Annotated in this window: 8 protein-coding genes; 7 read left to right on the plus strand and 1 reads right to left on the minus strand. The window is 66.9% G+C overall.

What is annotated here, in order from left to right:
- Positions 1 to 37 precede the first annotated feature (37 nt).
- Together SGR02S_RS16970 and SGR02S_RS16975 are read left to right on the plus strand one after the other, a co-directional pair.
- Positions 38 to 2,059 (plus strand): acetyl-CoA carboxylase biotin carboxylase subunit, encoded by a 2,022-nt coding sequence (locus tag SGR02S_RS16970; protein ID WP_067112667.1) that lies wholly within the window; start codon positions 38 to 40, stop codon positions 2,057 to 2,059.
- A 115-nt stretch (positions 2,060 to 2,174) separates the two neighbouring features.
- Positions 2,175 to 2,546 (plus strand): tRNA-binding protein, encoded by a 372-nt coding sequence (locus SGR02S_RS16975; RefSeq protein WP_067112670.1) that lies wholly within the window; start codon positions 2,175 to 2,177, stop codon positions 2,544 to 2,546.
- A 182-nt stretch (positions 2,547 to 2,728) separates the two neighbouring features.
- Here SGR02S_RS16975 and SGR02S_RS16980 read toward each other — a convergent pair whose 3' ends face one another.
- Positions 2,729 to 3,499: a cyclase family protein gene (locus SGR02S_RS16980; RefSeq protein ID WP_067112673.1), complete on the minus strand. Its 771-nt coding sequence runs from the start codon at positions 3,497 to 3,499 to the stop codon at positions 2,729 to 2,731.
- A gap of 157 nt (positions 3,500 to 3,656) precedes the next feature.
- Here SGR02S_RS16980 and SGR02S_RS16985 point away from each other — a divergent pair, with 157 nt between their 5' ends.
- The 5 genes from SGR02S_RS16985 to SGR02S_RS17005 all read left to right on the plus strand — a co-directional run bounded on the left by SGR02S_RS16985 (position 3,657) and on the right by SGR02S_RS17005 (position 12,082).
- On the plus strand, positions 3,657 to 5,279 hold the full coding sequence (locus tag SGR02S_RS16985; RefSeq protein ID WP_067112676.1) for an MFS transporter: 1,623 nt from the start codon (positions 3,657 to 3,659) through the stop codon (positions 5,277 to 5,279).
- Between the two features lie 88 nt (positions 5,280 to 5,367).
- On the plus strand, positions 5,368 to 5,904 hold the full coding sequence (gene phaR, locus SGR02S_RS16990) for a polyhydroxyalkanoate synthesis repressor PhaR (protein WP_067112679.1): 537 nt from the start codon (positions 5,368 to 5,370) through the stop codon (positions 5,902 to 5,904).
- A gap of 40 nt (positions 5,905 to 5,944) precedes the next feature.
- Positions 5,945 to 7,471 carry an aminoacyl--tRNA ligase-related protein gene (locus SGR02S_RS16995; protein ID WP_067112682.1) on the plus strand — a complete coding sequence of 509 codons (1,527 nt, stop codon included), beginning with the start codon at positions 5,945 to 5,947 and terminating at the stop codon, positions 7,469 to 7,471.
- Between the two features lie 172 nt (positions 7,472 to 7,643).
- Positions 7,644 to 10,049 carry a ribonuclease R family protein gene (locus SGR02S_RS17000; RefSeq protein WP_067112685.1) on the plus strand — a complete coding sequence of 802 codons (2,406 nt, stop codon included), beginning with the start codon at positions 7,644 to 7,646 and terminating at the stop codon, positions 10,047 to 10,049.
- An 89-nt stretch (positions 10,050 to 10,138) separates the two neighbouring features.
- Complete coding sequence (locus tag SGR02S_RS17005) at positions 10,139 to 12,082, plus strand: CocE/NonD family hydrolase (RefSeq protein WP_067112688.1); 1,944 nt, start codon at positions 10,139 to 10,141, stop codon at positions 12,080 to 12,082.
- The last annotated feature ends 127 nt before the right edge of the window (positions 12,083 to 12,209 follow it).

The raw sequence follows: 12,209 nt of genomic DNA on the forward strand, positions 1-12,209 counted from the left end.
CCCCGGCCCCTCCCGCAAGCGGGAGGGGAGTCTAAGCGTGTTCAAGAAAATCCTGATCGCCAACCGCGGCGAAATCGCCTGCCGCGTCATCAAGACCGCGCGCCGCATGGGCATCGCGACCGTTGCCGTCTATTCGGACGCCGACGCGCGCGCGCCCTTCGTGCGGATGGCCGACGAGGCGGTGCACATCGGCCCGTCGCCCGCGTCCGAATCCTATCTGATCGCCGACAGGATCATCGAAGCCTGCAAGGCGACGGGCGCCGAGGCGGTGCATCCGGGCTATGGTTTCCTGTCGGAGCGCACCAGCTTCGCCGAGGCGCTGGCCAAGGAAAATATCGCCTTCATCGGCCCGCCGGTGAACGCGATCGCCGCGATGGGCGACAAGATCGAATCGAAGAAGCTTGCGAAGGAAGCGGGCGTCAACGTCGTCCCCGGCTTCGTCGGCGAAATCCGCGACACCGAGCATGCGGTCGAGATTTCGAACGAGATCGGCTATCCGGTGATGATGAAGGCGTCGGCGGGCGGCGGCGGCAAGGGGATGCGCCTCGCCTATGATGAAAAGGACGTCCGCGAGGGGTTCGAGAGCGTCAAGCGCGAGGGGCTCAACAGCTTTGGCGACGACCGCGTCTTCATCGAGAAGTTCATCCTCAACCCGCGCCACATCGAAATCCAGATCCTCGGCGACCAGCACGGCAACATCCTCTATCTGAACGAGCGCGAATGCTCGATCCAGCGCCGCCACCAGAAGGTGGTCGAAGAGGCGCCGTCGCCCTTCGTGACCGAGAAGATGCGCAAGGCGATGGGCGAACAGTGCGTCGCGCTGTCGAAGGCGGTCGGCTATTACAGCGCGGGCACGGTCGAACTGATCGTCTCGGGAGCCGACCCGACGGGCGAGAGCTTCTATTTCCTCGAAATGAACACGCGGCTTCAGGTCGAGCATCCGGTGACCGAGGCGATCACCGGCATCGACCTCGTCGAACAGATGATCCGCGTCGCGGCGGGCGAGAAGCTCGAACTGACGCAGGACGATATCAAGATCGACGGCTGGGCGATCGAGAACCGCGTCTATGCCGAGGACCCCTATCGTGGTTTCCTGCCCTCGACCGGGCGGCTGACGCGCTACAAGCCGCCGGTGCCGGGCTGGACTGACGACGGCGCGGAGAACGGCCGCCGCGGCGTCGACGGCGTGCGCGTCGACGATGGCGTCTATGACGGCGGCGAGGTGTCGATCTTCTACGACCCGATGATCGCCAAGCTGATCACCTGGGGCAGGACGCGCGACGAGGCCGCCGATCTGCAGGTCGCGGCGCTCGACCGCTTCGAGCTCGAAGGGCTGGGCCACAATATCGATTTCGTCTCGGCGATCATGCAGCATCCGCGCTTCCGCTCGGGCGAACTGACGACGGGTTTCATTGCCGAGGAATATCCGGAAGGGTTCCACGGCGCGCCCGCCGACGAAGCGGTGACGCGCGCGCTGGCGGCGATCGCGGGCTTCATGGCGAGCGCCGAGGCCGATCGCGCGCGGCGCGTCGACGGTCAGCTCGGCGACCGGCTCGACCCGCCCGCCAGGTGGCAGGTGACGATCGGCGACGCGAGTCACAAGGTGAAGCTCGGCCGCAAGCATATCAAGGTCGATGGCGAAAAGGTCGACATCGCGCTCGAATATACGCCGGGCGACCGGCTGGTGGTTGCGGAGATCGACGGCAGCGAACTCGCGGTGAAGGTGGCGAAGACGCGCACCGGCTGGCGCATGACGACGCGCGGGGCGATCCACGACGTGCGCGTGCTGCCGTGGCACGTCGCACCGCTGTCGGCGCACATGATCGAGAAGGTGCCGCCCGACCTGTCGAAATTCCTCATCTGCCCGATGCCGGGCCTGCTCGTCGCGCTGCACGTCGGCGCCGGCGACAAGGTCGAGGCGGGCCAGCCGCTCGCGACGGTCGAGGCGATGAAGATGGAGAATATCCTGCGCGCCGAAAAGACCGGCGTGGTGAAGAGCGTCAACGCCGCGCAAGGCGACAGCCTGGCGGTCGATGCGGTGATACTGGAGCTGGAATAGCCTTTTCGCTCCTCGTCATTGCGAGGAGCGAAGCGACGAAGCAATCTCCAGTGATCGGTTCTGCAAGACGAGAGCTGGAGATTGCTTCGCTTCGCTCGCAATGACGGAATTAGGAATGCACCTGAATCACGACAGCACCGCCCCTGCAGCCGACCCCATCGCCTTCGACGACTTCCTTCGCGTCGATATCCGCGTCGGCACGATCCTCTCGGCCGAGCCTTTCCCTGAAGCGCGCAAGCCCGCGTACAGGCTGCGGATCGATTTCGGCCCCGTCATCGGCGTGAAGAAAAGCAGCGCGCAGATCGTGTCGCGCTACGCGCTCGAAGAGTTGCCGGGACGGCAGGTCGCCGCGGTGGTCAACTTCCCGCCGCGCCAGATCGGCAAATTCATGTCCGAAGTGCTGACGCTGGGTTTCGCGGACGAGGAGGGCGAAGTGATTCTCTTCGCACCTGATCGCGCGGTGCCGAACGGCTCGCGGCTGTTCTGATTTTGGAATATTGTGTTCGCTAAGGGGGGGGGCAGACCGTTCCCCAATCCCGTTCGTGTCGAGCGAAGTCGAGACACCCATCGAGACTGCGCACAGCCTGAGGGGCATCTCGACTTCGCTCGATGCGAACGGGCTGGGTGAGATCTCATGTCGCCTTCCGGTCGGCAACAGCTTTCCGCCGCTCAATCGTCGAGCAGCGCCACCGCCCTGATCCACCCCGCGCTCGCGCGTTCGATCTTCACCGGGAAGCAGGAGAGCGTCCAGCCGGTCGGGGGCAGCGCGGAAAGGTTGGTCAGCTTCTCGATCTGGTAATAGGGCCTGATCCGCCCCGCCTTGTGGCCTTCCCAGATGATCGACGGGTCGCGCGTCTCGGCCCAGCGCCGTGCGGTGTGGCTGAACGGCGCGTCCCAGCTCCACGCGTCGGTGCCGACGACCTGCACGCCGCGCTCGGTCAGCCAGAGCGTCGCCTCGGCGCCCATGCCGCAGCCCTGATCGGTGAAATCGGCGGTGCCGTAGATCGCGCCCGACTGGACGAGCACGATGTCGAGCGGCTGGAGCGCATGGCCGATGCGCGCGAGTTCGGCCTCGACCTCGGCGGCGCCGACGACATGGCCGTGTGGCCGGTCCGAAAAATCGAGCTTCACGCCGGGGCGGAAGAACAGGTCGAGCGGCGCCTCGTCGATGCTCGGCGCCGCGCGCGCGCCGCTGTCGGTCGTCGAATGGAAATGCCACGGCGCGTCCATGTGCGTGCCATTGTGCGTCGACAGCGTCAGGCTCTCGACCGCCCAGCCTTCGCCGTCGGGCAGGTCTTCGCGCGTCAGGCCGGGAAAGAACAGCGCGATCTGCTCCCACGTCGTCTCGTGGGTCATATAGCTGATCTGCGGACGCATCACCGGCGGGTCGGACACGACGTCGTTGGTGATCGGGATCGAAAGGTCGATGAAGCGTGTCATCGCGCCAGTCTGCCATCAACGGGCGCTGGCGCCAAGAAGGCTTGCGCGGCGGCGCGGGGGAATTAGACAGGGAGCATAAGTTCGCCGCGAAGCGGGCGGGCAGGGGGGAGGCCTTCAGGGGAGGGGCGTCGTATCCTGCACGGGCCAGGGAGAGGATATGACCGATCAAGCCGCCGGCGCCGACCACGGCGCGGCCTATCAGCCGACCGCGAAGGATATTCGCATGGTCATCGCCGCTTCGTCGGCCGGGACCGTCTTCGAATGGTATGATTTCTTCATCTACGGCACGCTGGCGGCGATCATCGGCAAGGCTTTCTTTCCCAGCGATAACGCGACGCTGGAGGTGCTGCTCGTCTGGGCCGGCTTCGCGGTCGGCTTCGGCTTTCGGCCGCTCGGCGCGGTATTGTTCGGCTTTCTCGGCGACCGGCTCGGGCGCAAATACACCTTCCTGATCACAGTCACGCTGATGGGCGTCGCGACCGCCGGGGTCGGCATGATCCCGTCGGCCGCGACGATCGGCATCGCGGCGCCGGTGATCGTCATCCTGCTGCGCGTCCTCCAGGGGCTCGCGCTCGGCGGCGAATATGGCGGCGCCGCCATCTATGTCGCCGAACATTCGCCGCCCGAACGGCGCGGCTTCTATACCAGCTTCATCCAGGCGAGCGTCGTCGGCGGCTTCGTCCTCAGCCTGATCGTCGTGCTGGGATGCAAGGCGGCGATGTCCGACGCGGTCTGGGACGCCTGGGGCTGGCGCGTGCCCTTCCTGCTGTCGCTGCTGCTGCTCGCCATCTCGCTGTGGATGCGCCTGAAGCTGTCCGAAAGCCCGGTGTTCCGCGCGATGAAGGCGGAGGGCGAACTGGCGCGCAATCCGCTCAAGGAAAGCTTCACCTATCCGGGCAACAAGCTGCGCATCTTCGTTGCGCTGTTCGGCATCGCGGCGGGGCTGACGGTCATCTGGTACACCGCGATGTTCTCCGGCCTGTCGCTGCTCAAGGGGCCGATGAAGGTCGAGGAGACCGCGGCGGAGATCATCGTCGGCATCGCCGCGGCGCTCGGCATGGGTTTTTTCCTGATCGCCGGCCATCTGTCGGACCGCATCGGCCGCAAGAAGCCGATCGTCTGGGGCTATGCCGCGACGCTCGTGCTGCTCTTCCCGCTCTTCTGGCTGATGGGCGGCGCGGCCAATCCCGCGCTGCACCGCGCCGCCGAGCGCGCGCCGGTCGTGGTGACGGGGTCGCAGTGCAGCTTCGACCCGATGGCGAAGCAGCAGGCGACGGCGTGCGCGCGGACGCTGGGCGAACTCACCCGCCTCGGCGTGCCCTACAAGGTCGTCGCGAGCGGCAACACCTTCGACAGCGTCGACATCCACATCGGCGGCAAGCAGGTCGCGAGCGACGACCCGGCGCTGCTCAAGCCCGCGCTCGAGGCGATGGGCTACGACTTCGAACCGCAGGTCCCCGGCGCGGGCGGCATCGCGGTGATCCTGCTCGCGCTGCTCGGCCTCAGCGCGCTGTCGGGCTTCACCTTTGGCCCGGTCGCCGCGCTGCTGGCCGAGATGTTCCCGCCGCACGTCCGCTATTCGTCGCTGTCGATACCCTATCATATCGGAACCGGCTATTTCGGCGGTTTCCTACCGCTGATCGCGAGCTACATCACCGCCCGGACCGGCGATGCCTATGCCGGGCTCTGGTATACGTGGGGGGTCGTGCTCGTCGCCTTCGTCGTCTCTGCCGTCTGGCTGAAGGAACCCGACAAGGCGCAATGGGACAAGCCCGGCTGATACCGACCCGTGCGCATGTTGCGATGCATCATAATTTGGTGCTAATGCCCGTCCTTACCCCTTTGACCCCTCAGGAGCGCGAGGCATCATGGCGAAGTCCAAGACGGCGGCGGACGGCGATGTCGTCACGATCAAGAAATATGCGAACCGCCGCCTCTACGATACCGAGCGGAGTTGCTACATCACGCTCGACGACCTCGGCGCCATGGTGCGCGACGGCCGCGATTTCCGCGTCGTCGATGCCAAGAGCGGGGACGACATCACGCACAATGTGCTGACGCAGATCATCATGGACACCGAAACGCGTGGCGAGACGCTGTTGCCGGTGAATTTCCTGCGCCACCTGATCGGTCTTTACGGCGACAAGATGCAGGGCGTCGTCCCGCAATATCTCGAAGCCTCGATGGCGGCCTTCCGCAAGAATCAGCAGGACGTGCGCTCGGCTTTCGAGGGGGCGCTGGGGTCGAAAAACCCGCTCGCCGAACTGACGCGCCGCAATCTCGAAATGTTCCAGCAGGCGGCGGGTGCCTTCATTCCCGGCGCCGGCAAGGCGAGGGATGCGGAGATCGCGGCGCTGAAGGCGGAGATCGCCGAGCTCAAGGCCGAACTCGCCAGGAAGAAATAATCGGGGGACTCTTGCCCCGCCAGGAACGAAAACAGGAACGATGATCAAGCATGCGCTCAGCGTAACCCGCCAGGCCGACTTCGCGGGCTGGTATCAGGATGTGATTGCGGAGGCCGACCTCGCCGAGGAATCGGGCGTGCGCGGCTGCATGGTCATCAAGCCGTGGGGCTATGGCATCTGGGAACGCATCCAGAAAGTGATGGACGCCGCGATCAAGGATGCCGGGGTCCAGAACTGCTATTTCCCGCTGTTCATTCCGCTGTCCTTCTTCGAGAAGGAGGCCGATCATGTCGACGGCTTCGCGAAGGAGATGGCGGTCGTCACGCATCATCGCCTGATCGCGGACGGTAAGGGCAAGCTCGTTCCCGACCCCGAGGCGAAGCTGGAGGAGCCGCTGATCGTCCGCCCGACGTCGGAGACGGTGATCGGCTCGGCGATGAGCCGCTGGGTGCAAAGCTGGCGCGACCTGCCGCTGATGGTCAACCAGTGGGCCAATGTCGTGCGCTGGGAAATGCGCACCCGCATGTTCCTGCGCACCAGCGAATTCCTGTGGCAGGAAGGCCATACCGCGCACGCGACCCGCGAGGACGCGATGGCGGAGACGCTGCGCGCGCTCGAAATGTATCGCGCCTTTGCCGAGGAGGTGCTGGCGATGCCGGTGATCGCCGGAGAGAAGCCGGAGAACGAGCGCTTCCCCGGCGCGGTCGCGACCTATTCGATCGAGGCGATGATGCAGGACGGCAAGGCGCTGCAGGCCGGCACTTCGCACTATCTCGGCACCGGCTTCGCGGAGGCGGCGAACATCCGCTATCAGGACAAGGATGGCGGCCACAGCCTCTGCCACACGACGAGCTGGGGCACATCGACGCGCATGATCGGCGGCGTCATCATGACGCACGGCGACGACGACGGGCTGCGCTGCCCGCCGCGCATCGCGCCCTATCAGATCGTCATCGTCCCGATGCTGCGCGACAATGACGAGGACGCCGCGATCCTCGATTATTGCCGCGCGCTCGAAACCGAACTCCGGGCGCTCGACGCCTTCCGCGAGCCGGTGCGCGTGCTGCTCGACGCGAGCGCGAACAAGGCGCAGGCCAAGCGCTGGGGCTGGGTCAAGAAGGGCGCGCCGGTCGTGCTGGAGATCGGCCCGCGCGACGTCGCCGGCGGCAATGTCGCGGTGATCCGCCGCGACCGCCTCTATCAGGACAGCGGCAAGCTCAACACGGCCTTCGTCGCGAAGGGTGATTTCGTCGCCGGCGCCGTGGCGATGCTGGAAGATATTCAGGCGAGCCTCCATGCCGAGGCAAAGCAGCGGCTCGACGCGAATATCCGCCGCGACGTCACCGACCTTGCCGCGCATTTCGGCGGAGACGACAAGTTCACCGGCTGGGTCGAGGTCCAATGGTCGCGGCCGACCGGCGCGGTGCTCGACGGCATCGTCGAGCAGTTGAAGGCGCTCAAACTGACGATGCGCAACACCCCGCTCGATGCCGCGCCCGCCGATGGCGCCTGCTTCTTCACCGGCGAGTCCGCGGTCGAGCGTGTGCTGATCGGACGGACCTATTGATTTATTTCACGCGAAGACGCGAAGTCGCGAAGAGGTCGTGCTTGCCGCGAAGCGGCTTTCTCTTTCCGGCGCCGCGCCATGCCGCATCGAGGACGATGGGTAGGGGGCTGTCGGCCCGAGCGATCTTCTTCGCGTCTTCGCGTCTTCGCGTGAATCCATTGGACGACCCGCGATGAAAAAGCCCAAACCGCAACCCGGCCTGCCTTCTCGCGAGCAGATCCTCCGCTTCATCGAGGAAAGCGAGGCGGCGGTCGGCAAGCGGGAGATCGCGAAGCATTTCGCGGTGCGCGGCGCCGACAAGATCGCGCTGAAGGCGCTGCTCAAGGACATGACCGACGAGGGGCTCGTCGACATGGCGCCCGGCCGCGCCTTTCACAAGCATGGCGGGCTGCCGCGCGTCACCGTCTTCCGCATCGCGGCGGTCGAGGGCGATGCCGTCTGGGCGGTGCCCGAGCGGTGGGAAGCGAGCGGCCCGCCGCCGCGCGTGCGGGTGATGGAGAAGGGACGGCGCGGCGCGCTCGGCGTCGGCGACCGCATCCTCGCGCGCACCGAGGAGCGCGGCAGCGGCCATGTCGCGCATCCGATGAAAAAGCTCCAGTCGGGCGGCGAGAGCATCATCGGCGTGCTCGTGTCCGACATGGGACCGGGCGGCAAGCCGATGACCTGGCTGCGCCCCGCGGACAAGCGCGCGCGTTTCGATTTCGCGGTCGCCGAGATGGGCGACGCCGCGATCGGCGACCTCGTCCGCGCCGAACTGTCGGGGCGCGGCGCCGCGACGAAGGCGAAGGTGATCGAGCGCATCGGCGATCCGTTCGCGCCGCGCTCGCTGAGCATGATCGCCATCGCCCGGCACGAAATCCCGCATGTGTTCGGCGAGGAAACGCTCGCCGAGGCGGGGCGTGCGGCGAAGCTGCCGCTCACCCCCGACGGGCGCGAGGATCTGCGCGACCTGCCGATCGTCGCGATCGACCCGCGCGACGCGCGCGACTATGACGACGCGGTCTGGGCCGCGCCCGACGATGACGAAACGAACAAGGGCGGCTGGCGCGCGATCGTCGCGATCGCCGATGTCAGCTATTATGTCCGTCCCGACGGCGCGCTCGACCGCGAAGCGCGGCGGCGCGGCAACAGCGTCTATTTCCCCGACCGCGTCGTGCCGATGCTGCCCGAAGCGCTGTCGGCGGGCGTCTGCTCGCTGAAGGCGGGCGAGGATCGCGCCGCGATGGCGTGCCATCTGACCGTCGACCGGCACGGCAAGGTGACGGCGTGGCGCTTCGCCCGCGCGCTGGTGCGGCTGCGCGCCAACATCGCCTATGAGGATGCGCAGGCGATGATCGATGCCGACAAGATCCTCCCCGGAACGGGGAGGGGGACCGCCGGCGAAGCCGGTGGTGGAGGGGGCGGGCGGCCTGACGCACCGCCGCTTGATCCCGCTACCCCCCTCCACCATCCTGCGGATGGTCCCCCTCCCCGTTCCGGGGAGGAAATACTGCCCGCTCTGAAAAATCTCTGGGGCTGCTGGACCCTGCTCGCGAAGGCGCGCGCCGCCCGCGCGCCGCTCGACCTCGATCTGCCCGAGCGGCAGGTGATCCTCGACGATCAGGGCGGCATCGCGGAGATTCGCGTGCGCGAGCGGCTCGACGCGCACCGGCTGATCGAGGATTATATGATCGCGGCGAACGTCGCGGCGGCCAGGGCGCTCGAGGCGAAGAAATCGCTGGTCATGTACCGCATCCACGAGCCGCCGAGCCGCGAGAAGCTGGTCAGCCTCAAGGATTATCTCGACACCTTCGACCAGAGCTTCGCGCTGGGGCAGGTGATCACCCCCGCGGTGTTCAACCGGCTGATCGACGGCTTCTCGGGCGACGACCGCCTGCCCGAGATCATGGAGGCGATCCTGCGCAGCCAGACGCAGGCCTATTACGGCCCCGCCAACGCCGGCCATTTCGGCCTCGCGCTCGGCAGCTACGCGCATTTCACCTCGCCGATCCGCCGCTATGCCGACCTGATCGTGCACCGCGCGCTCGTCGATGCCTGGCGGCTCGAGATGCCGGGCAAGCCGAAGGACCTGCCGGCGCGCACCGGGCTGGGCGATGCCGACCGCAAGGGGCTGTCGCGGATCGGCGAGGCGATCAGCGCGCTCGAACGCCGCGCGATGGAGGCCGAGCGCGAGACCGTCGACCGCTATGTCGCGGCATGGCTGGCGACGAAGGTCGGGGAGATCGTGCCGGCGCGGATCACCGGAGTGCAGCCCTTCGGCTTCTTCGCGACGGTCGACGGGCTCGGCGGCGACGGGCTGGTGCCGGTGTCGACGCTGGGCCGAGAGCGCTTCTTCTATGACGAAGCGGCGCGGACGCTCGACAGCGAGCATGGCCGGGTGAGCTATGGCGTCGGCCAGCGGCTCGACCTGCGCCTGATGGAGGCGAACCCGATCAGCGGCGCGCTGCGCTTCGAGCTGCCCGACGCCGAGGATCGCCCACCGGCGAAACGCCCGCCGCGCCGCGACGGCAAGGGCCGGCATCCGGTCGGCCGCCGCGGGCGCCCGGCGAATATCCGGCATCAGGGGCGGCGGCGCTGAGGCGCAAGATCGATACGCCGAAAGGTTGCAAAGCATCGCGGCTGCGCGCACGATCCTGCGCGGAAGACATCGACATCAAGGGGGTTCGCATGGTCCGCTCGTTCCTGTTCGTCACCATGTCGGCGGTCGCGCTGACGGCCGCGTCGCTGACCGGCGCGGCCGAGGCTCCCAGGTCGACACCGACCGCGAGCGACATCCCGGACAGCTTCACGATCCCGAGCGACCACGCCGATTACGACAAGCGCGTCGAGATGATCCCGATGCGCGACGGCACGCGCCTCTACACCGTCATCGTCGTGCCCAAGGGGGCGAAGGACGCCCCGATCGTCCTCACCCGCACCCCCTATAATGCCAAGAGCCGCGCGAACCGCATGGACAGCGCCAGCATGCTGTCGACGCTGCCGCTCGCCGACGAGATGTTCGTGAAGGACGGCTATATCCGCGTCTATCAGGACGTCCGCGGCAAATACGGGTCGGAGGGCGATTATATCGTCAACCGCCCGCCGGTCGGCCCGCTCAATCCGACCAGGGTCGATCACATCACCGACGCGTGGGACACGATCGACTGGCTGGTGAACCGCAGGAACCTGCCCGAATCGAACGGCCGCGTCGGCATGATCGGATCGTCCTACGAAGGCTTCACCGTCGTCATGGCGCTGCTGAACCCGCATCCGGCACTGAAGGTCGCGGCGCCCGAAAGCCCGATGATCGACGGCTGGATGGGCGACGACTGGTTCCATCACGGCGCCTTCCGCCTCGCCAACATCGCGTGGATCGGCGGCCAGACCGGCTACAAGGCGGAGGGCAAGGTGCCGTCCACCGGCGGCTATGACGATTACGACAATTTCCGCCGCGGCTCGGCGAACGATTGGGCGAAGGCGGTCGGATACGACCAGCTGCCCTTCTGGCAGAAGATGCTGAAGCACGTCGCCTATGACGATTTCTGGCAGCAGCAGGCGCTCGACAAGCTCGTCGCCGCGAACCCGTCGAACGTCCCGACGCTGTGGGAGCAGGGATTGTGGGACCAGGAGGACATGTATGGCGCGATCACGACGTGGGAGGCGCTGAAGGCGAAGGGCCGGATGGGGAATAATTTCCTCGTCATGGGCCCGTGGCGCCACAGTCAGGTCAATCGCGAGGGGCGCTCGCTCGGCCCCTTCCAGTGGGACGGCGACACCGCGGCGCAGTTCCGCGAGGACATGGTGCTGCCCTTCTTCAACCATTATCTGAAGGACGGTCCGCCGGTCGCGATGCCCGCCGCCGCGATCTACAACACCGGCGAAAATCGCTGGGACCGTTTCCGCACCTGGCCGCTTGCCTGCGAAAGCGGATGCCAGGCGCCGCTGACCCCCATCTATGTCGGCTCCGACGGCACGCTCGGCTTCACGCGGCCGCAGCCGGGCAGCACCAGCTATGTCTCCGACCCCGCGAAGCCCGTGCCGCACCTGCCGCGCCCGGTGAACTTTCGCGACGGCCGCTGGGGCGACTGGCTGGTCAGCGACCAGCGCCACGTCGACGGCCGCCCCGACGTGCTGACCTGGCAGACCGACGTGCTGACGGCGCCGGTGCGCGTTTCGGGCGCGCCGCTGGCGAACATCTTCGCGCAGATCACGGGTTCGGACGTCGATTTCATCGTCAAGCTGATCGACGTCTATCCGGCCGAGGTCGCGGCGAAGCCCGAAATGGGCGGCTATCAGCTCGCGATCAGCCAGGACATCTTCCGCGGCCGCTATCGCGACAGCTTCGCGAAGCCGACCGCCATTCCCTCGGGCGTCACCCAGACGTACAAATTCCGCCTGCCGACCGTGAACCATGTGTTCCAGCCCGGGCATCGCATCATGGTGCAGATCCAGTCGAGCCAGTTCCCGCTCTACGACCGCAATCCGCAGACCTTCGTCCCCAACATCTTCCTCGCGCGGCCCGAGGATTACCGGAAGCAGGAGGTGACGATCCTGCAGGGCGGCGACACCGCGAGCGGCGTGCTGCTGCCCGTGGTGCCGGTTGATCAGTCGGCGGCCAAAGTGGCGCGATAGGGGCGATCGGCTCGCGCCCGGAACCCGGTCGGAAGCATTCTCCAGCCGTTCCACGGCGAAAGCCGGGGGCCACGCGGAGCGGCGCCATGCCATCTACGCCCCGGCTTCTTTACATCCGAAAAACGCC

Source organism: Sphingopyxis granuli NBRC 100800, from assembly GCF_001591045.1.
GTDB classification, from domain to species: Bacteria; Pseudomonadota; Alphaproteobacteria; order Sphingomonadales; family Sphingomonadaceae; genus Sphingopyxis; species Sphingopyxis granuli.